General features: G+C 40.2%; 23 protein-coding genes and 3 pseudogenes. 15 read left to right on the top strand and 11 right to left on the bottom strand.

Going from position 1 to position 25281, the window contains the following annotated elements:
* Positions 1-167: 167 nt before the first annotated feature.
* Together CRI9333_RS11005 and CRI9333_RS11010 are read right to left on the bottom strand one after the other, a co-directional pair.
* Positions 168-1583 carry a protein kinase domain-containing protein gene (locus CRI9333_RS11005; protein ID WP_015203242.1) on the bottom strand — a complete coding sequence of 472 codons (1416 nt, stop codon included), beginning with the start codon at positions 1581-1583 and terminating at the stop codon, positions 168-170.
* Positions 1584-1712: 129 nt separating this feature from the next.
* Positions 1713-2054, bottom strand: a complete 342-nt coding sequence (locus CRI9333_RS11010) for a hypothetical protein (RefSeq protein WP_015203243.1) — start codon at positions 2052-2054, stop codon at positions 1713-1715.
* Between the two features lie 571 nt (positions 2055-2625).
* On the opposite strand from CRI9333_RS11010, the gene CRI9333_RS11015 reads away from it, so the two are divergent.
* Together CRI9333_RS11015 and CRI9333_RS11020 are read left to right on the top strand one after the other, a co-directional pair.
* Positions 2626-2847, top strand: a complete 222-nt coding sequence (locus CRI9333_RS11015) for a hypothetical protein (RefSeq protein WP_015203244.1) — start codon at positions 2626-2628, stop codon at positions 2845-2847.
* A 124-nt stretch (positions 2848-2971) separates the two neighbouring features.
* Positions 2972-3433 (top strand): pentapeptide repeat-containing protein, encoded by a 462-nt coding sequence (locus CRI9333_RS11020; protein WP_015203245.1) that lies wholly within the window; start codon positions 2972-2974, stop codon positions 3431-3433.
* 14 nt (positions 3434-3447) lie between these two features.
* Here the strand turns inward: CRI9333_RS11020 and CRI9333_RS11025 are convergent, their stop codons facing one another.
* Positions 3448-4110, bottom strand: a complete 663-nt coding sequence (locus CRI9333_RS11025; protein WP_015203246.1) for a class I SAM-dependent methyltransferase — start codon at positions 4108-4110, stop codon at positions 3448-3450.
* Between the two features lie 117 nt (positions 4111-4227).
* Between CRI9333_RS11025 and CRI9333_RS11030 the strand changes: the two genes are divergently transcribed.
* Entirely contained in the window at positions 4228-4641 is a 414-nt protein-coding gene (locus CRI9333_RS11030) for a hypothetical protein (protein ID WP_041226590.1), read from the top strand.
* A 99-nt stretch (positions 4642-4740) separates the two neighbouring features.
* The gene (locus tag CRI9333_RS11035; RefSeq protein WP_015203248.1) at positions 4741-5556 is read left to right on the top strand and encodes a hypothetical protein; all 816 of its coding nucleotides are present in this window, start codon (positions 4741-4743) and stop codon (positions 5554-5556) included.
* A 51-nt stretch (positions 5557-5607) separates the two neighbouring features.
* Here CRI9333_RS11035 and CRI9333_RS11040 read toward each other — a convergent pair whose 3' ends face one another.
* Positions 5608-6351: a phycocyanobilin:ferredoxin oxidoreductase gene (locus tag CRI9333_RS11040; protein WP_015203249.1), complete on the bottom strand. Its 744-nt coding sequence runs from the start codon at positions 6349-6351 to the stop codon at positions 5608-5610.
* A 98-nt stretch (positions 6352-6449) separates the two neighbouring features.
* On the opposite strand from CRI9333_RS11040, the pseudogene CRI9333_RS27370 reads away from it, so the two are divergent.
* Positions 6450-6557: pseudogene (locus CRI9333_RS27370) on the top strand (protein kinase domain-containing protein); the annotation flags it as partial.
* Positions 6558-6573: 16 nt separating this feature from the next.
* Here CRI9333_RS27370 and CRI9333_RS11045 read toward each other — a convergent pair.
* Positions 6574-6912, bottom strand: a complete 339-nt coding sequence (locus tag CRI9333_RS11045; RefSeq protein WP_015203250.1) for a XisI protein — start codon at positions 6910-6912, stop codon at positions 6574-6576.
* Complete coding sequence (locus tag CRI9333_RS11050) at positions 6900-7316, bottom strand: element excision factor XisH family protein (RefSeq protein ID WP_015203251.1); 417 nt, start codon at positions 7314-7316, stop codon at positions 6900-6902. Before CRI9333_RS11050 ends, CRI9333_RS11045 begins: the two co-directional genes overlap by 13 nt.
* 102 nt (positions 7317-7418) lie before the next feature.
* Here CRI9333_RS11050 and tatA point away from each other — a divergent pair, with 102 nt between their 5' ends.
* Positions 7419-7595, top strand: a complete 177-nt coding sequence (gene tatA / locus CRI9333_RS11055) for a twin-arginine translocase TatA/TatE family subunit (RefSeq protein ID WP_015203252.1) — start codon at positions 7419-7421, stop codon at positions 7593-7595.
* A 99-nt stretch (positions 7596-7694) separates the two neighbouring features.
* Here tatA and cphA read toward each other — a convergent pair whose 3' ends face one another.
* The 3 genes from cphA to ftsH form a co-directional block, all read right to left on the bottom strand.
* On the bottom strand, positions 7695-10376 hold the full coding sequence (gene cphA, locus CRI9333_RS11060) for a cyanophycin synthetase (RefSeq protein WP_015203253.1): 2682 nt from the start codon (positions 10374-10376) through the stop codon (positions 7695-7697).
* A 298-nt stretch (positions 10377-10674) separates the two neighbouring features.
* Positions 10675-11526, bottom strand: a complete 852-nt coding sequence (locus tag CRI9333_RS11065; protein WP_015203254.1) for a cyanophycinase — start codon at positions 11524-11526, stop codon at positions 10675-10677.
* A 437-nt stretch (positions 11527-11963) separates the two neighbouring features.
* The gene (gene ftsH, locus CRI9333_RS11070) at positions 11964-13889 is read right to left on the bottom strand and encodes an ATP-dependent zinc metalloprotease FtsH (RefSeq protein WP_015203255.1); all 1926 of its coding nucleotides are present in this window, start codon (positions 13887-13889) and stop codon (positions 11964-11966) included.
* 316 nt (positions 13890-14205) lie between these two features.
* On the opposite strand from ftsH, the gene metK reads away from it, so the two are divergent.
* Both metK and CRI9333_RS11080 read left to right on the top strand, forming a co-directional pair.
* Complete coding sequence (gene metK / locus CRI9333_RS11075; protein ID WP_015203256.1) at positions 14206-15468, top strand: methionine adenosyltransferase; 1263 nt, start codon at positions 14206-14208, stop codon at positions 15466-15468.
* A 307-nt stretch (positions 15469-15775) separates the two neighbouring features.
* Complete coding sequence (locus CRI9333_RS11080) at positions 15776-16153, top strand: YkvA family protein (protein WP_015203257.1); 378 nt, start codon at positions 15776-15778, stop codon at positions 16151-16153.
* 72 nt (positions 16154-16225) lie between these two features.
* Here the strand turns inward: CRI9333_RS11080 and CRI9333_RS11085 are convergent, their stop codons facing one another.
* Positions 16226-17113 carry a metal ABC transporter permease gene (locus tag CRI9333_RS11085; RefSeq protein ID WP_015203258.1) on the bottom strand — a complete coding sequence of 296 codons (888 nt, stop codon included), beginning with the start codon at positions 17111-17113 and terminating at the stop codon, positions 16226-16228.
* Positions 17114-17167: 54 nt separating this feature from the next.
* Entirely contained in the window at positions 17168-17980 is an 813-nt protein-coding gene (locus CRI9333_RS11090) for a metal ABC transporter ATP-binding protein (protein ID WP_015203259.1), read from the bottom strand.
* A gap of 96 nt (positions 17981-18076) precedes the next feature.
* Here CRI9333_RS11090 and CRI9333_RS11095 point away from each other — a divergent pair, with 96 nt between their 5' ends.
* From CRI9333_RS11095 to CRI9333_RS11120, 7 genes and pseudogenes are all read left to right on the top strand, one after another.
* Positions 18077-19048, top strand: a complete 972-nt coding sequence (locus CRI9333_RS11095; RefSeq protein ID WP_015203260.1) for a metal ABC transporter solute-binding protein, Zn/Mn family — start codon at positions 18077-18079, stop codon at positions 19046-19048.
* A gap of 213 nt (positions 19049-19261) precedes the next feature.
* Positions 19262-20569, top strand: a complete 1308-nt coding sequence (locus CRI9333_RS11100) for a DNA cytosine methyltransferase (protein ID WP_015203261.1) — start codon at positions 19262-19264, stop codon at positions 20567-20569.
* A 151-nt stretch (positions 20570-20720) separates the two neighbouring features.
* A complete protein-coding gene (gene deoC / locus CRI9333_RS11105) occupies positions 20721-21407 on the top strand; it encodes a deoxyribose-phosphate aldolase (protein ID WP_015203262.1) in 687 nt (228 codons plus the stop codon).
* Between the two features lie 82 nt (positions 21408-21489).
* Positions 21490-21915: pseudogene (recO, locus tag CRI9333_RS28560) on the top strand (DNA repair protein RecO); the annotation flags it as partial.
* A 318-nt stretch (positions 21916-22233) separates the two neighbouring features.
* A pseudogene (locus CRI9333_RS28565) lies at positions 22234-22341 on the top strand (DNA repair protein RecO); the annotation flags it as partial.
* 95 nt (positions 22342-22436) lie between these two features.
* The gene (locus CRI9333_RS11115; RefSeq protein WP_015203264.1) at positions 22437-23930 is read left to right on the top strand and encodes an MFS transporter; all 1494 of its coding nucleotides are present in this window, start codon (positions 22437-22439) and stop codon (positions 23928-23930) included.
* A complete protein-coding gene (locus CRI9333_RS11120) occupies positions 23931-25097 on the top strand; it encodes a glycosyltransferase family 4 protein (RefSeq protein ID WP_015203265.1) in 1167 nt (388 codons plus the stop codon).
* The last annotated feature ends 184 nt before the right edge of the window (positions 25098-25281 follow it).

Raw genomic sequence — 25281 nt, forward strand, 5'->3', positions numbered from 1 at the left:
ATTTACATACCATACTTTATGCCGCAAAATTTTAAGTTCTTTTTGAATGTTCTTTAAATAACTTAGAATTTTCTTATTAATAAATAAATTCCGTAGTTTTTTGGCATGGTAAGAAGATTGCAGCTAGCAACTAAAATCATTTGCTTAATCATTTAATGTGATTTAGGCTACATACCGAAACCTGCGATCGCGATCGCAAACAAAATCACACCTATGATTATGATTAAGAATAAAGCCCAAAGAATAAAAGCTGCGATCGCCCAGAATCTTTGATGTCTTTTAAAAGCTTTTACACTTTTCCATTTGCGACTTTTCCATGCCCACTCATTACCTTTAAGACCTAGTAATATTGAGATAGTTATTGTTGGTATACCCAAAGTAACTACAGATAAATCTAGCCAGGAAAGCAAACCGATCCAAACACGATTTGTCAAACACCAAAACCCAGGTAGCAGAAAAGCGCCCCAATTCCAGCCAACAATTTCATCTGGAACTTCAACAGAGTTATCTAATAAATGTCCTTGACCAGAAGTATTTATAGGTGCAGGACTTGGAGGAATAAAGTTATTATTACTGCTAGTAATTTGGCGCTGGGTTAAATGAGGTTGTACTCGCGTTTCTGGTACAGTTGAAACGGCTGGCAATTGTTGTAAAATTTCCTCAGCAGATTGAAAACGCTCAGAAGGTCTTTGCGCTAACATTCGTTGTAAAATTTTATTAAAATCAGAACTTAAATTTAGCTGACGGTTCCATACCCAACTCATTGTATGTGCATCAAATAATTCTTGGGGTGGTTTACCAGTCATTAATACAATTGCTGTCACACCTAAAGCATATAAATCACTATGAGGCGCAACTGATCCTAATCTTAATTGCTCATCAGGAGCATAACCACTTTTACCTAAACGAGTACCACTACCGCCATATTTTTCTGCTGCTAATTGCGTTGCAACATCAATAGCAGTTTGTTTAACACCACCAAAATCTATTAATATAGGTAATCCATCTTGCTCTTTGCGGATAACATTATCGGGAGAAATATCGCGATGAATTACGCCTTGCTTATGCAGATAACTTAAAACAGGTAAAAGTTGCTGTAATAATTCAATAATTTCTACTTCGCTAAAACTTTGCCCATTATCTAGTCGGTTATTTAATAAATCTTGATATGTTTTACCTTCAATATAATCTTGAACTAAAAACAAACCTTTTCTATCACGAAACAATTCCCAAAACTTAGGTATTTGGGGATGTCGCAGTTTATGCAGAATTGCTGCTTCTCGTTGAAATAACTCCTCAGCTTTTTGCAAAGCATAAGTACCTTGTCCTGTTGGCATTAATTCTTTCAGGACAATTAATTCATTAAACCGCCCAGTATCTTCAGCTAAGTAGGTTCTACCAAAACCGCCTTGACCTAACTGATATTTAATCATATAGCGATCGCGCAGTCGCGTTCCCTCCACTAAACCAGTATTGATACCACCTGCAAAGGCATTGTGTTCTGGTAGTGGTTCACCGCATAGAGTACAAAAACGTGACCCCTCTGGGTTTTGATGACCCTTGCTGCAAGTTATCAAGCTCATGATCCAGTAAACCCCTCAGTTTGGCTCACCCGTACTTGTGGTGATAAATCTTATTGTAGGGGCGAGTTCACCTGCATCTAGGTATCGTACAAAAATCTCAATTAAACCCGCCCCTACTGATGAGGAGAATCATTCTAATAAGAATTCTAACTGATTGCGTAATCCCTTAATATCAGCAACTCTGGCAATTAATAAACTTTCTTTCCCAGCATCATCCAATCTTGTTTTCCAAAATTGAACGAGATCTGAGTTATTCAGCCAAAAATTAACCATAGTATCTACAACTTCATCAAAATTCCAATCTGTTTTAGATGGAACCGTCTCCACTGATGCAATAAAAGCATCCAGAGTACATTTGAAGCTACCTAAATACTCAACTCCTGTATAAGGATGCTTCTCGATCAATTCTTGCTGTTGGTTAAAGAAGTAAAGGATTGGAGAAACACCTAATAATTCAAAAGTGTATTTCATATAAGCTCCTCACTTATGGCTCTTGCTTTTGAAATACCAAATTGTAAAAAATATTATGGTTACATTTTTTACAAAATGTCCATCCCACTAAAGATATCTTCCTGAAGATAATACTTCTGAGTTATTCAAACTAAAGAAGTGTGGTAAGCATAATTATTCCTATACCTTGGGAGAGAATGCTTACAGTTAGCGTGAGAGCGATGTTTTCTACTTGTACATCACTTGACTGAAAATTGCTATAGCTACCCTTAAAAAGGTGAAAAATTCAAAGTCCCCCTTTTTATAGGCGTTGGCGTAGCCTGCGCGTAAGCGCATAGCCTTCCCCTTGGCGTAGCCTGCGCGGAGCGCATAGGGTAGGGGGATTTAGGGGGATCTCAGCGTAAATATTGAGTGTGATCCCTGTCACCTCTCTAGCTCTTAAACGTCACATTTTTTTAATGCTGCGATCGCAATAAACTTATAAAAATGTCACACTCGACCCGTTGCGGGATCACAAAACTTAGACAGTCAAATCACCCCTAACCAATAGATTTTAGCCGATATTAGAAGCATCGAGTTCAGTCCGGTACTGATGCAGTTACAAATTAATCTAATTCCTGGCGCTATCGGTGATTTATATGCTGATGTTAGTACCTCTGGTTTTATTACTCTGGCTGATCGCTATGGATTAATGACAGCCATATTAGAAGATACTCTTAGCCCTGATGAAGAATCTTGTGTTAACCGCTTACTACGTGCCGCGTGTAGAGAAAAGTTAACAGTTAGCGATGAACTTTCATTGCTAGTTAGTTAATTATTTATAAGCTAAATTGTTTCATCAAATAATTAGTCTAAAAATAAGTTATCAATGAATTAAGTAATAGAAGAGTATTTAAAATATTCTCCCCATATTAAAAACCAAAACAAGGTGACTTTCAATGGCAAACTTACAGCATTTAGATCAACTAAACCTTGGAGTACAATCTTGGAATGAGTGGCGGGAACAAAATCCTGAAATCAAGCCAAATTTGACTCGCGCAGATCTCCGGGACTATGATTTAAGTGGAGCTAATCTAAATGATACAAATCTTAAAGCCGCTTGCCTAGAACGCACTAACCTCAGCAGTGCTGGTTTAGAAAGAGCAAATCTTAGTTATGCCAACTTGATGGTGGCAGATTTAACAGGTGCAAACTTAGCAAGTGCAAATATACAATGGGCAGATTTGCAATGGGCGGGGTTATTCCTAGCTGATCTGACAGGTGCAAATTTGAGCGGAGCATCATTAGAAGGAGCAGCTTTAGATTGGGCAACCCTAACTGGAACAGTTATGCCAGATCAGCACAAGGAAAATATTTTGTTTAAGCCACTTAGATTTAAATCAATTAACAATTATCAATGACCAATGACCAAAGCTTATTTTTTTAGTGCAAGGGTTAACCCATCTGCAATCGGTACTAAGCTCAAGCTAATTCTGTTATCTTGATACAAGTATTGATTAAAATCTCGGATCGCCTGAGTTTGCTTGTCCTGATCTTCAAAGTCAATAACTCGACCACTCCAAAGAACGTTATCAATAGCAATCAAACCACCTGGACGAATTAGTTGTAGCGATCGCTCATAATATGCCTGATAATTTCTCTTATCAGCATCAATAAACGCAAAATCAAAAGTTTCGGCTTCCCCATCAGCCAACAATTGATCTAAAGTTTCGATAGCTGGCGCTAATCGTAAATCAATTTTGTCAGCTACCCCGGCAGCTTGCCAATAACGTCGAGCGATCGCGGTATACTCTTCACTAACATCGCAAGCAACAACTTGTCCTGTCGGCGGTAGCATCAAAGCAACACACAGAGAACTATAACCCGTAAATACCCCAACTTCTAAGGTTTTCTTAGCTCCCAATAGTTGGATCAGCAGCGCCATGAACTGTCCTTGTTCTGGTGCTATTTGCATAACAGCACGAGGATGTTGAGCAGTTTCTTCCCGCAATTGTCTGAGAATATCTGCTTCTCGCAGGGATACAGACAGGAGATAATTATAGAGTTGTTGATCTAGACCACTTGTTTTATTTGACATTGTTTGACCAATTACCAATAATTAATTATCAATTAATAATTAACAATGACATATAACCTATGACCAAAATTGGTATTAGGTTAACAAAAGTGAGACCCGGAGAAACCAAGTGTGATTGTGCGGCTAATTGTAACTATAATTTTGTTAGCAATGCTCACAGCCTGCGGTGTTAGTGGACAAGCACCAAGTATGCAGCTTGTTGAGAAAGCTCTTATTTTTCAACTTCATCTTACCCAAAATCAGTTCACCCAGCAATTACACTCATCACATCTCAGATTTGAAATAACTCAATTACAAATCACTGATACTAAACCTCTAATAATTCAAAATTTATCTGCATACCATATTCAGGGAACTTATAACCTGATAGCCAAACTCCCACACCAAACTGTAACTCAGCAGCATAACTTGTTTGAAGTTTACTTACAACGTCAAAAAGAAGGCAAAACTTGGAGGTTGGCTCGACCCCAAGCTGATATAAAAGATTCCCGATTAGTTTGGTTGACTTACTTGATTCCTTATTATAAATAGTGGCGTATAATAACTTAGCTCCCTTAACTGTATCAATAGCCACAAAGCATTCTTAAAAGGGAAGTATTTATATAGACATCTATTTATATCAAGTGACCTATGACCCTTAAGATTATTTCGCAAAACTTGGTATTGGCTCAAGCACCTGCTAAGAAGACCCAAGCACCTGTTAAGAAAACTCAAACTTCTCAAGCTCCATCAGCATCTAGTAATTCTGCAAATGGACAAATTTGGCTGTTGACATCAGGGGTACTGTTGTTAATTCTGATTGGTTTAGCTGTATATGGCAAGCGCCAAATAGAACAACTAAATAAAAAAGTTAAAATTGCAGAGTTCAAAACTAACGATGTTCAGAAAAAGCTAAAACTGGCGTTAGAAACTATTCGCAAAATGGAAACTAACCCTGATTTAGTTCACTCGCGCGATTTTAATCTTGATTATTTGAGAATGCGGATGGATGAGGAAGTATTTAACTTTGCGATTCTTAATCAATTAAAAATCAAAGTCAAACAGATTGTCAGTGTCGCACTTCGCCCTAGTGAAGGCTCCCAAGCAGTTATTGGCATTGCTAACACATCTGGTCGTCAAGTAGATGAAACATTTGATGTCTTGTATGAAATGGAACATGGCAACAAACGTACCCAAAGAGTACTTTTCCGTATTCAAATTAAGTTAACCAAATTACCTACGCAATCAACTAATGCTACGATTAGCGAGATAGTTGAGTGTATTGAAAAATTTCTGAGTTTATCCGAAGACCATGATAACTGGCAACCAACAATTCAGGGTCGGATTGCCCAAATGGACTGGGATCAAAAGGCAAAGCCAACTCCATTGTTAGTGCTTTCGCAATCTAGTGAAGGTGTGAACGTGAGTTTTCGGACTAAGACTAATAAACGACCACTTAGTAAATAAAAATGATTAACTAGGTTGGTGGAGCAAACTTAACATGAAGAATCGTCATTGCTAATTGCTATCCACAAAATCAAATAATACTGTAGTCATATAATAATCTGCCCAGTCAGAGCCAAAAGCTTTTTCTAATACGCGACGGGTTTTATCGTTTTGCTGTTGTTTAGTGCAGTAGTACTTTTGCCCAGCAAGTAATTCAGCTTGTTTTTCTGGAGATACTTGTTGGGCTGCGATCGCACTTTGACAATGAATAGCTAAAAATTCTTCTACACGCGATAAAAATTGTGCTTCTTCTTCAGCATCACCAGGACGAACAAATATGCAAAACTCCGAAAAAATATCTCCCCAAGCAGGTAATTCACGGGGTTGAGAAAAGTTGATCGCTGGTAATGCTTTGAGTGATTGCTGAAAATTGTCCGGTAGCGTAAGATTTGCACTTAAAGGAGACAAATCTGCGATCGCCGCACTAATTTGTCCTCTTCCCCCCACTAAATCTGTACCAAACATCGGTAAATCATATTCTGAACGGGGAAACATCACACAATGTAAAATATCTAGCATCGTTCCCACTTTTGCTAGTTCCAAGTGCAGTTTGCGAAACTGTGGTGTTTGATAACAGCGATTTTCAATTATTAATTTTTCTCCCTCTAGTCTCCCCTCCACATATCCCAACTCAGCAGGTAAATTGTAAGGTTCTAAATCTAAATAGCGTTCCCAGGTAGACTCAATGCAGTCAGCTAACCCACGAATTAAAGGATGTTGCTGTTCTCTAAGGGAAGGTTGTAAAGTTTGTGACATGATCAATTATCAATTATTAATTATCAATTATCAGTAAAGGAAAATTCCTCGCAAGATTTTTACCTTATGTAGAGTATCCCATTAATCAACTAGATTTAAAACAAATAGCTAACGCGCTGTTGGAAATTTTGATTTATTTACATGAGCGACAACCGCCTGTAATTCACCGTGATATTAAACCTAGTAATATTTTATTAACTAATCGCTATCAACTTCTCAAGCTCACCCTACAGCAAATTCAGTATACTGTCGCACATGAGGTGCATGATACGCTAACACAATTTCCTGCTTTGATACTCCTTTTTCTACTAACTGCTCGGCGATCGCCTTTTCTGTCCCATCATGCTGTACCCAAATTTTGCCATCTATAATATCTAGATGTAGTATACAACCATAAATCCGAGTGCTACTGTTTTTCCAACCCACATTGACAAGCTGATAGCGATCGCGTACAGCATCAAAAATCACCTCACTAACAATTGGATCGTTTGAGGATCTGCGACTTGCTCGTTCAGTGAGTAATTCTTGTATATACTGACGATACAAACTTACTTGATCCATTGTGCAATCTCCGGTTTTTCTGTGTTGTAGACTAAGAGCGGAATTTGATTGCGTTCAATCACCTTTTGAATGAATGAATATTTAAAAAAGCGTCTGTAAATTTCTAATGGGATTGCCAGATATAGCCTTCGCTCTGGATCATCTTCTTCTAGCGCAATTCTATAGTTAATGAATTGTCCAACGGCTGTATGAAATTCTGATATTGTCGATGGTGCAAGAAACGTTTTTATTTCAACAGCAATTTTTTCATTATCCTTAGTGGCAGCTAATAATTGTTCTGCACCCAAATCAATATAAAAATCCACAAATCCTAAATCTATATGATACGGATCATGAGTAATTATCCACCCTTCATTTTCCAGAGCAGACTTGACAACTTCATGAAATGTATCTCTTGCAGACATTAATAAATTAACCAGTAATATTAGTGCTTCTGCCTAAATTTTAACTCAAGTTAGATTTAATTATCTATAGTTAAGAAAGCACATAAATTCAGGAAATTTGGTATGTTTGGTTTAGGATTGCCGGAAGTTGGGATAATTGCGATCGCAGCCTTAATAATTTTTGGACCTAAAAAAATTCCTGAAATCGGTAGCGCGTTAGGTAAAACCTTACGTGGCTTTAAAAAGGAGTTGAACAATCCTAACGCCGATTCAGAACAAGATAATGAAATAAATGGGTAATTTTATATTTTAAATAAAAAATAACGATAAAATCAAAAGTATCCCCCTCCCTGTAGACGGGTAGGGGGTTCTACGTTGAATCAAGCCAAATTCAAATAATTAGGGCTTTAAGCTTTGTTCAACATTAATTGACGAGTTAACTGGCGAATAACCATTAGAAGATTGCTGACGGCGTGCCTCAATTAAGCTAATAGCAAGGCTGATACTTTCAGGTAAAACCACCACTAAACTGCCCTCTGGCGCTTCATCTAGAGCAGTAGAAATTGCTGTAGTCTCATCTAAAATAGATTCGTAACGGCAATTACGCTGTTCTAACTTAATGCCTTGAGTAATTAACCCAGCAGCTTCACCAGGACTACGCCCCCTAGTGTCGTTATCTTCTTTGATAATAATGCGATCAAAGATTTCTGCTGCCAGCTTACCAAGCATCACAAAATCTTCATCACGGCGATCGCCAGGACCACCAACAACACCGATCCGCATTCCACTATTCCAATTGCGGACAAAACCGCCCAAAGCCTGGTAGCTATGGGGATTGTGGGCATAATCTATCAAAGCATGATAACTGCCCAGATTAAATAAATTCATCCGCCCTGGTGTTTGGTTAACAGAAGCTTGGAAGGTAGCTAAAGCTTTACGAACATCATCAATTGAGACACCTTGGGCATAGGCAGCTAAACTTGCCGCTAAAGCATTGGCGATCATAAATGCCGCCTTACCACCCATTGTTAACGGTATATTAACAGCCTGTTCAATTCTAAAAGTCCAATCCCCCTTCATAATTGAAAGATAGCCATTTTCATATACAGCAGCTAACCCACCAGAGCGTATATGTTTCTTCAGTAATTCATTCTCTGGGTTCATGCTGAAATAAGCTATATTAGCCTTCACCCGCTTTGCCATTGCTGAAACCAATGGATCATCAGCATTAAGAATGGCATAACCAGAAGGCATGACAGTTTCAGCAACAACACTCTTGAGGTGAGCTAATTGCTCTGTAGTGTCAATATCACCAATTCCCAAGTGATCGGCAGCGACATTCAATACCACACCAACATCAGACTGAGCAAACGCTTGTCCTGAACGTAGTAAACCTCCACGAGCAGTTTCTAACACTGCTACTTCTACAGTAGGGTCGCGTAAAATTACTTGGGCGCTTTGTGGTCCGGTAGTATCACCTTTTTCTACTAAAAACTCATTAATGTAAATACCATCTGTAGTGGTATAACCAACAGTTTTACCTGTTTGGCGATAAATATGGGAAATTAAGCGTGTAGTTGTAGTTTTACCATTAGTACCCGTAATCGCAATAATCGGAATGCGGGTGGGTGTACCAGGTGGAAACAACATATCTAGCACAGGTGCGGCAACATTTCTGGGCAAACCCTGACTAGGAGAAACGTGCATCCGAAATCCAGGGGCAGCATTAACTTCTACAATTACACCGCCAGTTTGATGTAAAGGCTGAGAAATATCTGATGTGACTACATCAATTCCAGCAATATCTAGCCCAATAATCTTAGCTACTCGTGAAAACAGCCAAATATTTTCTGGGTGTACTTCATCAGTACGATCTACAGCAATACCGCCAGTACTTAGGTTGGCAGTTGCCCGCAGGTAACAAATTTCACCTGGGGGTAAAATTGTTTCTAAGTTATAGCCAAGCTTTTCCAACAACTGCCAGCTAGTACGATCTAATTGAATGTTGGTGAGGACGTTATCGTGTCCTTCTCCGCGATTAGGGTCGCTATTCGTTTTCTCAATCAATTCTGCAATAGTAGACTTCCCATCACCCACAACATGGGCAGGAACTCGCTCGGCAACAGCAACTAATTTGCCGTTGATTACTAAAACTCTATGATCTCGCCCTGTATAGTAGCGTTCAACTATGACAGAGCGGGTTTTTGAGGCAACACTGGCAGCGTCATAAGCTTCTTCTGCTTCCTGCCAAGTATTAATATTGATGGTGATTCCTCTACCATGATTACCATCTAGAGGTTTAATCACAATTGGATAACCGCCCACGTCGCCTATTGCTTCTTCAAGTTCATCCAAATAATGGATTACAGTTCCTTTTGGGACTGGCACACCTGCATCACGCAGGATTTGTTTAGTTCCTTCTTTGTCGCAAGCTAACTCTACAGCTAAAATTCCCGATAAATCACTTAATGTTGCCTGTAGCCGCTTGTGGTAAACACCGTAACCTAATTGGATCATGGCACGAGCGTTAAGAGGCATCCAGGGTATTCCCCTAGCTTCAGCTTCTTTAACAATTGTTTCTGTACTAGGACCCAAAGCTGCATCTGCCCTGAGTTCGCGTAAATCCTTCAGGTCTTGTTCTAATTCCTCTGGGGAATAATTTCCTGTATTAACTAAGCTTTGACAAAGTCGCACTGCTGCCCTAGCTGCGTAGCGACCAGCTTGTTCATCCAAATACTCTATTACTACCTGATAAACGCCTGGTGTAGCGGTTTCACGGGTACGACCGAATCCCACTGACATTCCGGCTAATGTTTGGAGTTCTAAGGCAATATGTTCAATGATGTGTCCCATCATTGTGCCTTCTTTGACCCTGCTTAAGAAACCACCTCGACAGCCAGGAGAACAATAGTGTTCTTCTAGACTGGGTAATACTTGTACTAATCCTTCATAGAACTTAGGAATTTGATTAGACGGTTTGTCGGCAAGTTCCTCTAAGTCGAGACGCATAACCACGAGTTGGTTCCGTCTAATACTCCAATAATTGGGACCGCGTAACGTCTGGATTTTAAGTATTTTCATAAGAATTTTAAGGTTGAGCGATCAAGGGAACCAATTTTCTAGTTTCCAGCTTATAAAAGCCCCTCAACTGTTCACTCTGAACTTTTTACTGCCAGATTAGCAGCGATCGCGAGCCAGATTATACTCCAAAGGTGATAGGACTTTCGGTATTAGCCATCACCAGTGAGGGAGGGGAGAGGAGAGGAGAAAAATAATTACTTGAGAGCAAGAAGTTTATTGAGTTTTGAATTGAATACTACAAAATAGTCAAAATTCAACTACAAGCCTAATACGCCAATTTTCCCACTCAAACCTTTAGTTACGCTTCTGGGGGAAATATACATCGTTGGTGTAAGTGATAGCGATCGCCATAACCCAGAATATGTACCTGAAGATTATGTAGGCTAACTGGCTCAGTGGCACTAACTGCGGCATGATTTGTATGGGACATTTTGCCTGGATCGATGATTGTCACTGTGCCTTTGCCCATTACCTGCAAAATTCCATCTTTTTCAAACATGGCACAGGTATCTTCATCAATACCAATACCCAGGCGGTCTGGATGAGCCGCGATCGCACTCATCAATCTACTCATACGGTTACGATTATGAAAGTGTTGATCCACTATCACTTCAGGAATAATCCCTAACCCTGTTGCCATATCCACCAAGGAACGATTAGGACATTCACCACTCCCGCCACCTGCAATCATGTGATGACCCATCACGGCTGCACCAGCACTGGTTCCTGCTAAGGTAATTTCACCGGAATGTACCCGCATCCGCATTTTTTCAATGAGCGGAGTATCTGCAAGTAGTCCACACAGTCTTAGTTGATCTCCACCAGTTAAAAATACGCCAGTACACTCTTGAATAAATTCTTGAAAATGGGGGTCTTCAGCCTGCTCTCGTTCGCGTATATCTAGCACCTTAATTACCTTAGCGCCCATTTCCTCAAAGATGCTGCGATAGCGATCGCCTATAATTGTCGGTTCTCTAGAAGCAGAGGGGAAAATGGCAATTCGCGCATCTGCTGCCCCCGCACGTGCAAAAAAGGTGTGTAGGATTTCGCGCCCATGCACTTTATCTTCAGCACCGCCAATAACTAAAACAGCAGTTTTTGTAAGTTGGGGCATCCTAGTTCTGTCTGATAGAGATTCTAGTTGCAGCATAATGTCGAAGAGTGGAAATAGGGTAAATCTAAGGCAAAGTTTTTGCGCTTATGATAGGAATGCCAATTTAGCTTGATTTTGATTTTTCCTCAAGGTCTGAGCGTTCTAGTTGAGAAACTCTTAAAATTGAGTCTTTGTCAAAGCATCTTTCGGATTTGAGTTGACAAGCGAAGAACTACCTGGACTTTAATTAAAAATTAAAGGGCTTATGTTAAGCGGTGCTAGGAAGTTACTCATTTGAAGGCATCATATATGGATGATGCCAGAGAACGTAAACAATTTTTATAAAATATTTAACAAAAGTCTCAATAAATACCTAGTTGCATTCAAATAAGCTGAGTTCCCCTCAAGAAACCCAGCCTACCTCATTTTGGCTAAGACAGTGTTTTGGGTCATAGCGACGGGTTTTAGAAGCTGATACAAGAAGTGCTGAACGCTTACACCGCTAAATGTTTCTCCACCCGTTGATTATACTCGGTAACTATCTTACGGAACTCTTCACCCTCTATAGTTTCCTTATCTAATAAAATGTCTACTAAACGATCTACTAGATGTCGGTTTTCCCTAATCAGTTGCAACGCTTCCTTGTAGCAATAATCTATTATTGCCCGCACTTGAGCATCAATTTGAGATGAAATTTCCTCAGAATATTCTGAGCGTGACATAAAATCCCTACCTAAAAACACCTCAGAATTGGGGTTTTCTAGTGAAACAGGTCCTAAAGTTGACATTCCAAAGCGCGTAACCATCTGTCTGGCTAAAGAGGAGATGTATTCTAAATCTGCTCCCGCACCTGTAGTTACTTCGGCATCTCCAAAGATTATTTGTTCGGCAGCACGTCCGCCTAATGCGCCACTAATGCGTGCTAATAACTGTCCTCTAGAGATTAATCCTTGCTCTTCTCCAGGTGTAAACCAAGTTAATCCTTGTGCTTGTCCACGAGGAATCAAGGTGACTTTCTGGACTGGATCGTGATGTTTGAGTAGAGTGCCTATAATGGCATGACCGATTTCATGGTAAGCAATCAAACGCTTATTTTTGCTATCGACGAGTGGGGTACGTTCCATACCAGCAACTACGCGATCAATCGCATCGTCGATTTCTAGCATTGTGACCGCATCTTTGCGCCGTCTAGCTGTGAGAATAGCCGCTTCGTTGAGCAGGTTGGCTAAGTCTGCCCCTGTAAAGCCTGGAGTGCGACGTGCGATCGCCTCTAAAGAAACTTCTGGATCAATCTTTTTGTTACGGGCATGGACTTCAAGGATAGATAAGCGCCCTTTTAAATCAGGTGCATCCACCATTACTTGTCGATCAAATCTACCTGGACGTAATAGCGCAGAGTCTAAAACATCGGGACGGTTGGTAGCAGCAATGATAATAATCCCTGTATTGCCTTCAAATCCGTCCATTTCTGTGAGTAACTGGTTAAGGGTTTGTTCACGCTCATCATTACCCCCACCAATACCAGTGCCACGTTGCCGTCCTACTGCATCTATTTCATCAATGAATACTAAGCAAGGTGCGTTTTCTTTAGCTTTTTTGAATAAATCTCGCACACGGGAAGCACCCACACCGACGAACATTTCCACAAATTCCGAACCGGAGATGCTGAAGAATGGTACACCTGCTTCCCCTGCGATCGCTTTAGCCAGTAATGTTTTACCTGTACCTGGAGGTCCAACTAACAGCACACCTTTAGGAATTTTTGCTCCTACTGCTGTAAAGCGTTCTGGCTGTTTGAGGAAAGTAACAACTTCTTGTAGTTCTTCTTTAGCTTCTGCGATTCCTGCTACGTCATCGAATAACACACCTGTTTTCGCTTCCATCTGAAAACGGGCGCGTGATTTCCCAAAATTAAGCGCTTGACCAGAAGCATTACTAGAACGCCGGAAAAGCATCGTTACGGCGGCTAGAACTAAAAATATAAAAAATAAATTTGCTGCAAGCCCTAAAGCCACACTGTTATCTGTGGACGTTTGTACCTCAAAATCCACATTATTTTTACGAATTTTTTCAATCAGTTCTGGATTTTGCTCAAACAGCCTGATCTGTTCAGTTTCAGTTGGCTTTTGTTTTAATGTCACCTTGGCAACTTGAGTTGCTGGGTCAATTTCTAGTTTGCTAACTTCCCCAGCCTCGATTTTTTGCAATAACTGAGTATAGCTAAGAGCATCCTGATCTGGTTTAGCAATGGCTGGGGTTCCCAAGAAAACACCCTGCAAAATCATCCAACTAACTGCCAAACGCCAAATAGTTCTGGGCGCTTTTGGCACAGAAGCCATTTGCTTGGTCGGACGCAAAAAGCTAAAACCTATTGGCGTATTCCGTCCTAATGATGCTTTGTTCCAAGAACTGTTATTCATGCCAATGCCCTTTCCCTGCTGTCTTGACTCAATCCCAACCTAACAATTTAATAAGAATCGCTACTCGATCAGTTGGCAAGTATTGAGCAAGCCTTTCCATGTTCTAGTTTAACTTTTTCGCTCAATAGACGTATCTGCCTACAGTTTTGCTGTTATATATAGGCGAAGATCATTTTCCCTAAAATAATCCTGTGTATACCCCACGACCCCTGAATTATAAAAATGTTGCTATGATCGCAAGTTAACGCAGGACAGTGATCCTGTGTTATTTAATCCGCACTTGCCAGAAGTGCCACCCTATTAGGAGGATTCATCCTTGCCTCGTAAATATTTTTTTACATCCGAGTCTGTAACTGAAGGTCATCCTGACAAAATTTGCGATCAAATTTCCGACACGATCTTAGACGCTCTACTCAGCCAAGATCCTCACAGTCGGGTTGCTGCTGAAGTTGTAGTCAACACTGGGTTGTTGTTGATCACTGGTGAAGTTAGCTCAAATGCACAAGTTAATTTCATTGATATAGCTCGCAAAAAAATTGCTGATATTGGCTACACCGATGCTGATAACGGCTTTTCTGCTCAGAGTTGCGCGGTTTTAATTGCCCTAGACGAACAATCTCCTGATATTGCCCAAGGCGTAAATACTGCTCAAGAAATTCGTGAGGAGTCTAGCGACGAGAAATTTGACAAAGTTGGTGCAGGCGACCAAGGTATTATGTTTGGTTTTGCTTGCAATGAAACTCCTGAACTAATGCCTTTGCCGATTAGTTTGGCACACCGAATTGCTCGTAGACTAGCAGCAGTCAGAAAAACAGGTCAGTTACCTTATCTGCGTCCAGATGGTAAAACCCAAGTAACGGTGAGCTATGAAGATGGACGACCCGTTAGTATTGATACCATCCTAATTTCTACTCAACACACGGCAGCGATTGGCGACATTACAGATGGCGTAGCAGTCCAAGCCAAAATCAAAGAAGACCTCTGGGAAACAGTAGTAATACCTGTTTTTGCAGACATTGAGATTCAGCCTGACGAAGAAACCCGCTTCTTAGTCAATCCAACTGGTAAATTTGTTATTGGTGGTCCTCAAGGGGATTCTGGGCTTACTGGTCGTAAAATCATTGTTGATACCTATGGCGGATATTCTCGTCATGGTGGCGGTGCTTTTTCCGGTAAAGATCCCACCAAGGTAGACCGCAGTGCTGCTTACGCTTGCCGTTATGTTGCTAAGAATATTGTGGCAGCAGGTTTAGCCCAAAAGTGCGAAGTTCAACTTAGTTATGCTATCGGTGTAGCTCGACCAGTTAGTATCTTGGTAGAAACTTTTGGTACTGGCAAGATCGATGATGAGCTATTGCTTGATCTAGTCAAAGATAATTTTGAGTTGCGTCCAGCAGGAATTATTGAAGCGTTTAATTTGCGTCGTCTCCCCGGAGAACGCAATGGTCGTTTCTATCAAGATGTAGCTGCTTATGGTCATTTTGGACGCACAGATTTAGATTTACCTTGGGAACGTACTGATAAGGCAGATTTGTTGAAAGATTTAGCTAATCGTACTTTGTCTACTGTAGGTGCATAAGGCGATCGCACAAAAGCCTTTTTTCATGGTGATTGGGGACACCAACATCTTATTAACGCGGATGAATTCTCCCATAAATTCCTTGTCTTAGAAGTGTCTACCTAACTCCGCGTTTTCCTACTTCTTGCTCTCGTCTGTTTGTTGTAAAACTTTAGTTTCAAAATTGTTATATTTGAACTACTCAAGTTATTACTACAAATACAGATTATCGAAACAAGTGCAAGAAGTTTATTAATTTTTTGACTATGACTGCGGTAATTTTAACTTAAATATAATTGAAGCTTTTCTTTTAAAATTACAAATTTATATGATGCAGGAATGGCTGCAAAAAGTTAAGCAGCTTAAACGAGAAATATTTGCTATTTACTTTGCCTGTAAACACTCAAAGGTTCCTTGGTATACCAAGATTTTAGCAGTTTGTGTTGTTGGCTATGCTTTCAGTCCGATTGATTTAATCCCAGATATAATTCCAATTTTAGGCTATTTAGATGACCTTATTTTAGTACCATTAGGGATAATGTTGCTAGTAAGGATGATTCCAGCAGATGTTTTAGCCGAATGTCGTCAACAAGCTGATGCTACTAATAATAGTAAACCAAAAAACTGGATAGCTGCTGGTGTCATTATATTTATTTGGTTGTTATTAGGATTTTTATTGTTTATTTATATAGCAAATATTATTTAATAATAAACCTTGTAGCCCAAATTAAATTTAAGACAATTAACCACAGATGCACACAGATGAACACAGATGATTTTAACGAATTAATTGTTTTAATTCCCTTAATAGAGGTAACGATTTAGGCTCATTTTGAGGGTGGGTGAAGATGCCATGACTAGGACTCAAGAAAAGAGCCAGTAAAAATAAACCTGAAACAACTAATACAATAGCTGGTCCCGATGGCAAGTTGAAAAAATAGCTGAGATACATACCTGTAATGCTAGAAAATATCCCAATGCCAGCACCCAAAAACATGACTTGATGGAGCCGTTTAACTAATAAATATGCTGTGGCTCCTGGTGTAATTAGTAGGGATAACACTAAAATAACTCCTACAGCTTTCATACTGGCAACAATAGTTAGGGCAATTAACAGCATTAGCCCGAAATTTAGTAAATTTACAGGTAAACCAGCAGCTTCAGCACCTAATGGATCAAAGGTGTAAAATAGCAATTCTTTATACAGCATTACTACTACCAGTAATACAACTACGGCGATGATGGCTGTGTCGCGGACTTCATCAACGGTAACGCTGAGAATATTGCCGAATAAAAAGTGATTGAGGTCTATTTTATTATCTTTTTGAATTAGAGTAATTAAAGTGATGCCCAGGGCAAAAAAGGCAGAAAAAACGATGCCCATTGCAGCATCTTCTTTAATAGGCGATCGCGTTCTAATCCAAGCGATCGCCATTGTACTCAAAACACCAGCAATAAATGCTCCAACAAAAATATTAAACCCTAATATAAAGGCTACAGCTAACCCTGGTAAAACTGAGTGGCTAATCGCATCTCCTAGTAAAGCTAACCGTTGCACCATTAAATAACTACCGACAACAGCACACAATAAACCAACTAAAATGGCTATAATTAGCGATCGCTGCATGAAACCATACTGCAACGGTTCAATTAATGCTTCTAACATTCTTCTGTTTCTTCCTTAGCGTCCTTCGCGTCTTGGCGGTTATTAAAAAAGCTTTTAAGCTGCTTCTCCAGAAAAGAACATAACTTTACCACCATAAGCTTGATATAAGTTTTCTTGACTAAGTACTTGTGGGCGAGAACCAGCAGCAATTAATTCTTTATTTAGTAAAATTAAATCATCAAAATGCGTAATAGATTCGCCTAAATCGTGGTTAACGACTAAAACGGTTTTCCCACCGTTAGCAAGTTCATGGAAGATATCAAATATAATTGCTTGTGTTTTTTGGTCAATACCAGAAAAAGGCTCATCAAAGCAAAATATATCAGCCTGTTGAACTAACGCTTTAGCTAAGAATACACGCTGTTGTTGTCCGCCAGAAAGTTGTCCAATAGGGCGATCGCGATAACCACCCATACCAACTCGTTCTAGCGACTCTGCTGCTAACCGTCGAGAAACACTTGAAAAGCGACGAAACCAGCCTGTTTTTCGCACCCGCCCCATCATTACTACGTCCCAGACAGTAGCAGGATAACTCCAATCAATTTGCGATCGCTGTGGTACATACGCCACCTGATCCAACTGTTCTTCTAATGGTTTATCGTTATATAACACTTGACCACCACTAGCCGGAATTAACCCCAGCATTGCTTTGAGCAAAGTGCTTTTACCTGCACCATTCGGACCAATAATTCCAGTCAAGCGCCCTGGCTGAATTTCACAACTAATATCCCGCAAAGCCTCGACATTGCGGTATTGTACGCCTATATTGCTGATTTTAATGGTGTTAGCGGCAGTCATTGGGATATTTCTTAAATCGCATACCATGCGCGTCCAATGAGTATCCGGTGAGAAAATGGCGGTGTTCATAACGGTGTTTTTATCTACCTTGTATAGAGCATAGTCTAAAAATGAAAGAATTATGAAAACATCTATAAAGGTACATAATACGGAAGATAGATAAAAATGATTATTCAAACACCAAAGCGCAATTGCTTATTGCTAGTAGTTAGCTTACTCCTGGGACTAGGGTTGAATGCGTGTACCCAAAGTAATACCAACAGTAATAACCCAGGAAAACCGAGTGTTGTCGCAACCAGTACCATCATTGCTGACTTAACTGATGAGGTAGCGGGAAACGAAATTCAGTTAAAAGGCATCCTTAAACCAGGAACAGACCCCCACGTATATGAACCAGTACCAGCAGACTCTGTGGCGCTGGAGAAAGCAAACTTAATTCTCTATAACGGCTACAACCTGGAACCAGGACTAATTAAGCTGATGAATGCAGCAGGATTAAAAAGTTCAAAAGTACCAGTGGGAGAAGTAGCAAAGTCCTTACAGTTGGAGAAAAAAGGGGAAAAAGTACCCGATCCTCATGTTTGGGGTGATGTTCAAAATGTCATTCTGATGGTTAACGCAATTCGTGATGCCTTAATTAAGCTATCACCAGAGGATAAAGATAAATTTACACAAAATGCTGCAAAGCTAATAAGTGAATTACAGGATTTAGATACTTGGATTATTCAACAAATAAAGACTATTCCTCCTGAAAAACGCAAATTAGTAACAACGCATGATGCTTTTCAATATTATGCCCGTGCGTATAGTATTCCTGTTGCTGGTACTTTAATTGGGATTAGTACCGAAGAACAACCTAGCGCCCAAACTGTCCAAAAATTAGTTGAATCTGTTAAATCTGTAGGTGTATCAGCTATTTTTGCAGAAACAACTATTAATCCAGCTTTAATTAAAACTGTTGCCCAAGAAGCAGGGGTAAAATTAGCCCCAAAGCAATTATACTCTGATTCAATTGGTACTTCTGGTAGTGAGGGCGATTCTTATATCAAGATGATGGTTGCTAATACTCGTAGTATTGTGGAAGCTTTAGGTGGAAAATCTCAGCCCTTTTCCCTGAGCAAGGAAGTCAAAAAGTAAAACATTAGCTTAGAAACATATCAACACCAAGTATTAGTAATCAATTTTTCGATAAACAACAATTAATATATTTGTGTTAATTGTTGTTTAATAAAAAAACGTATATTTTGATTAAATAATAATATTTAGCTTATATGAAATTACAAACAGCTTGAAGTTGTAATAGATATAGTGTTTATTGATATGAGTCGAATCTAAAAATATATTGTTGTTATGATAAGTTCTAACCAACGTCCTATTGGAGTCGATTTGTTTGCTGGTGCTGGCGGTATGACTTTGGGTTTTGAACAAGCAGGCTTTGATGTCTTGGCTTCTGTAGAAATCGATCCAATACACTGTGCAACGCACAAATTTAACTTTCCCTTTTGGTCAGTATTATGCCAAGATATTGCTTCCACCACAGGTAAAGATATTAGAATTATACCAGCAATTGGAAATAAAGAAATTGATATTGTTTTTGGTGGTCCTCCTTGCCAGGGATTTTCATTAATGGGAAAACGGATGCTTGACGATCCTAGAAACTCGCTGGCGTTTCATTTTATTCGGTTAATTGGAGAATTGCAGCCAAAATATTTTGTCTTGGAAAATGTGCGAGGTATGGCTATAGGAAAACATAAAAAGTTTATTGCAGAAATTATCGAAGAATTTCAAAAAATTGGCTACTTAACTAAGTCAGATTACCAAATTTTAAATGCGGCAGAATATGGAGTTCCCCAAAACAGAGAAAGATTATTTTTAATCGGATGTCGTCAGGATATGCAACTACCAAAGTATCCAGATAAACTTACAAGACCTGCAAAGCAGAAAAAAATTAATTCTACAAGCAATTTGCCATTAAACCCGACAGTGTGGGATGCACTACAAGACTTACCTTCAATAGAAAACTACCAAGAATTATTGACTAGAGATTGGGTATTTGCAGAGTTTGGTAAACCCAGCGAGTATGGTAGGCGATTGCGCGGTCTTTGCGCTATAGATAACGACTATTCCTATCAACGCCAGCATGATTTACGCATACTGACCTCAAGTTTAAGAACAGAGCATACTTTAGCATCAGTGACTAGATTTGAATCTACTCCACATGGTAAAGCAGAACCTATCAGCCGTTTTCATAAACTCGATCCTAATGGAGTTTGTAATACATTAAGAGCCGGAACTCCTAGTAATAGAGGAGCTTTTACATCTCCTAGACCAATTCATCCTTTTATACCAAGATGTATTACTGTGCGTGAAGCTGCACGTTTACATTCCTATCCTGACTGGTTTAGATTTCATGTAACAAAATGGCATGGCTTTAGACAAATAGGAAATTCTGTTCCTCCTTTATTAGCTAAGGCAGTAGCGACAGAAATTATTAAGGCTTTGGGAGCAACTTTAATTCAACCTAATAATAAGCAGCAGCTAGGAGAAGAAAAGTTACTAGAACTAAATATGTCCCAAGCCTGTAAAAAATATAGTTTAGATCCTAAGGTTATTGAGCGGAGAATGAGAAAACAGATCAAACAGGTGCTACATGGCTAAAGCATCAAATTCGTGAATAAAAACTGCGATCGCCATTTTCTCCCCCTCCCTCCTCCCTCCTCACTTGCCCTATTGATCCCCAAAAGCACTAAGCTTAAAGTATTGTGATTTTTTGTAAAATTAAGTAATAGAACAGTGGTGAGTAAAAGCAATGGCGACAAATTTGCCAGATATTGATATTGCTCCCTTCATAGATCATGCTCTGCTCAACCCCACCGCTACCCCGGAGCAAGTAGAGAAATGGTGTGCAGATGCAGATAGATTTCAGTTTGCGGCAGTGTGCATATATCCTGCCTACGTCCGACAAGCTGCCAATCTTCTCTATAACAAAAAACCCAAAGTTTGTACAGTGATTGGCTTTCCGAGTGGGGCAACAACCTCAGCAACTAAGCTGTATGAAGCCCAAGAAGCCGTCGATAATGGAGCCACAGAATTAGATGTAGTAATTAACCTTGGTTGGTTGAAAGCTGGGAAAACTACGGAATTTCACCGAGAAATAGCGGAGATTTGCGATCGCACAGGTATAACTGTCAAGGCAATCCTAGAAACAGCCCTACTGACAGATGCAGAAAAACGACTAGCCGCAGAAATATTAATGGATGCTGGCGTTGCCTATTTAAAAACCAGTACAGGTTTTTATGGAGGTGCGACTGTTGAAGATGTCAGTTTCCTTGCTGAAATTACTAAGCAGCAAATTGGCATTAAAGCATCGGGAGGAATTCATACTTGTTCAGAAGCAATTGATCTTCTTGTTGCAGGTGCAACTAGACTAGGCACATCTCGTGGTGTTGAATTGCTCAGGGAGCGCGATAATCTGGAAAAAGAAGTGAAAAGCTAGAAATCCCTAACCATTTGTGAGGACTCACCCCTAATGGCGTATGAGTAGAACTTATAAAGTTACTGGAATCAATCTCAAAGGTATGCCACTGGGTGAGGCTGATCGCTTGCTGACGATTTTAACCCAAGAGTTGGGTCTAATCCGAGTAGTAGCACCAGGCGCACGTAAACAAAATTCCAAGTTGGGTGGCAGAAGTGGGCTGTTTGTTGTCAATGAGTTACTGATTGCTAAAGGGCGATCGCTCGATAAAATTACCCAAGCAGAAACTGTAGAATCTTACCCAGGACTAAGCAAAGACTTGGGGAAACTAGCAGCTAGTCAGTACCTAGCAGAAATTGTTGTGTCTCAAGCATTAAGTGAGCAACCACAAGCAGAACTTTATGCGGTGTTAAATGAACATCTGCGACGGATAGAACAGTTCCCGAGCAAGACCTCAGTATCTCTATTACCTTACTTGTGCCACGGTGTTTTTCACCTACTAGCCTTGGCAGGTATTGCCCCCCAAGTTCATGCCTGTTGTTTGACAAAAGACCCACTAACACCAAACTTTACAGATCCCAACTGGCGCGTTGGCTTTAGTTTAGATGTTGGAGGAACTATCAGTTTATTAGCCTTGAACAGCCAATCAAATTCTACCAATACTACAATTTCAGATCGTAGCGTTAGCGACAAAACTCGCAACTCCATACCAGCACAGCCAAAACTGCATTCTAAATTAAACGCCCTTGAATTAACCCTGTTCCAGCAACTAGCAACCCCAGACCTCAATTATCTAGAAACATTTTTACCAACTCAAGAATTCACCTCATCACACTCTCCAACAGTTGATACAGCTTGGGAGAGTGTAGAGCGAATTTTACGTCAATATACCCAGTATCATCTAGGTCATCCAATTCGTTCAGCTACTTTGATGGATGCCTGTTTTTCAGGGTAGTGATATTTTTAAGGTTAGAAAATTAACCGATGTTCTGTTGTTTGACCACATTTTTAGTAAATATTGGGTTATAAAATCACCCTAATCAAACCATAATGCGACTATCTGAGTCTGAAATAGAAACACAATATAGTAAGTCAAATGTGTCGGCAGGATTTGACCAAAATTCACCTACTGACCCTGATGATCTTCTCGATGCGGACAGTGCCGCCACTGCCAGCAGTGAAAATAAAATTTCTGACCCTACTGCCAGCCTATTAGATATTACCCAGGAAGGCGAAACCCAACCTGGAACAGGTGGGTTTCTGCCAGTTCTAAAAAACCGCAACTTTTTAGCGTTGTGGAGTGGTCAGGTCTTCTCGCAGTTAGCCGACAAAGTATATCTGGTGCTAATGATTGCGATCATTGCGAGTCGCTTTCAATCAGAAAATCAAACCATCAGTGGTTGGGTATCTGCAATTATGATGGCGTTCACCATCCCAGCAGTGCTGTTTGGTTCTGTTGCTGGTGTGTTTGTAGATCGATGGCCCAAAAAAGAGGTGCTAATAGCAACTAATGTGCTAAGGGGCATATTTGTATTATCCGTACCTGTTTTACTGTCGCTGTCGTCAGGTTTGAACTTGGCAGGTTTGCCTGTAGGATTTTATATCTTATTAGCCATTACTTTACTGGTTTCTACGCTCACCCAATTTTTTGCACCAGCAGAACAAGCAACAATTTCCATGATTGTAGAGCGCCGACACTTGCTCTCAGCTAACTCTTTATACACAACAACGATGATGGGGTCGTTAATTATTGGTTTTGCGGTAGGAGAGCCAGTATTAGCGATCGCAGATACCGTAGCACAACATTTAGGTATTCCCTGGAAAATTGGTAAAGAACTTGTAGTAGGTGGCTCTTACGTCCTCGCAGGTTTGTTAATGCTGTTATTGAAAACAGGGGAAAAAAATGTCGAGTTTGAAGGTGAACCGCCCCATGTATTCCAAGACCTCAAAGATGGCATTGACTACCTGGGAAAACAGCCACGAGTGCGTGGAGCATTAATTCAGCTAATTATTTTATTCTCTGTATTTGCCGCCATGACTGTACTAGCTGTACGGATGGCAGAAGTAATTCCAGGCATGAAAGCATCGCAGTTTGGCTTTTTGCTGGCTGCTGGCGGTCTCGGTATGGGCTGTGGTGCAGCAATTTTGGGTCATTCTGGTGAGAGTTCATCTCATACCAGACTAGGCTTATACGGTTCTATGGGAACTGCTGCTTCCTTAATTGGTCTTTCCGCATTTACACATCATTTATGGCTGACTTTACTGTTATTAGTACTGATGGGAGCTTTTGGCGCAATGCTGGCTATTCCCATGCAGACAACTATCCAAGCAGAAACTCCCGAAGAAATGCGGGGAAAAGTGTTTGGGTTGCAAAACAACGCGATTAATATTGCTTTAACTTTGCCCCTAGCTTTAACAGGTGTAGCTGAAACTTTTTTAGGTTTAAAAGTTGTTTTTCTCTGTTTAGCTGCAATTACACTTACAGGAAGCCTCGTAACCTGGTATATTTGCCGTACAAAACCCAGTATGTCAGCTAACAATTGAATGCATATCGCCTGGCTTGGAAAAAAAACACCATTTTGTGGCAACGTCACCTACAGCCGAGAAGTGACCAATGCGTTATCAAAGCGAGGTCATCAGGTTAGTTTTCTTCACTTTGCACTTGCAGAGCAAGAGGGAGAAATTTGGCCAGGTTGTAGTGAAGTGTCTTTACCTTTTCTATACAAATCGCAGGTTTACACAATTCCGACGCTAAAAGCGAGGAAAATATTAGTGCGATCGCTCAAGAAGCGTAAGCCTGATTTAGTACACGCTTCCTTGACTTTATCGCCCCTCGACTTCCTGCTGCCAGAAATTTGTGATGAACTAAATTTACCCCTGGTTGCCACGTTCCACACTCCCTTTGATGGCAAAATTCGCAATCTGAAATCAGGAACTCAACTTCTCAGCTACCAGCTTTACGCGCCTTTTCTCGCCAAATACGACCAAGTAATTATTTTTTCGCAAGTGCAGCGAGAATTATTAAAAAAACTTGGTGTTGAAAAAGAAAGGGTAACTGTCATTCCTAATGGAGTAGATGCCCAAAAATATTGTCCTGCACCCGCTAATTCTCCCGTTTTTCATCAACTCAGGGCAGAATTTAACGCTGAACATATTTTTGTTTACCAAGGTCGCATCGCTACAGAGAAAAATGTCGAGGCGTTGCTGCGGGCTTGGAAACAAGCCGATATGGGTATGGGATGTAAGTTACTGATTGTTGGCGATGGCCCATTAAAGCCTTCTTTAGAACAGTTTTATGGTGAGGAACAGGGAATTATTTGGCTAGGAGCTATAACCGATGAGAATCGGCGGATTGAAATCCTCCAAGGAGCAGATGTTTTTATTCTTCCGTCTTTAGTAGAGGGATTATCTTTATCTCTACTCGAAGCAATGGCCTGTGGTGCTGCTTGTGTAGCTACTGATGCTGGCGCTGATGGGGAAGTTTTGGAAAAAGAGGCGGGAGTAGTTTTGAATACTCAAGGCGTTGCTGGACAGTTAAGAACTTTACTGCCTCAACTGCGAGACCATCAGGTATGGAGAAAGATACTAGCAGAAAATGCCAGAAAGCGCATCGAGCAACGCTATACCTTAGATGACAATATTGATGCTGTGGAAAAACTCTACTTAAACTTGTTGAAATTGCCCAAACCAATAGCTACAGGTGTAGCTTAGTTTCATTTGTTAGGGCTTTCCCGTACTGGTGGTGACAAATAAATCTTATTGTAGGGGTGGGTTGACCTAGATTTAGGTATCCTACAAAAATCTCAATTAAACCCGCCCTACAAAATTTATAGCAACGGACAAGGCGCTTAGGACAATAATCCAATCTTGGTATTTCATCTGCGTAATCTGCGTT

It is taken from the genome of Crinalium epipsammum PCC 9333 (assembly GCF_000317495.1).
GTDB classification, from domain to species: domain Bacteria; phylum Cyanobacteriota; class Cyanobacteriia; order Cyanobacteriales; family PCC-9333; genus Crinalium; species Crinalium epipsammum.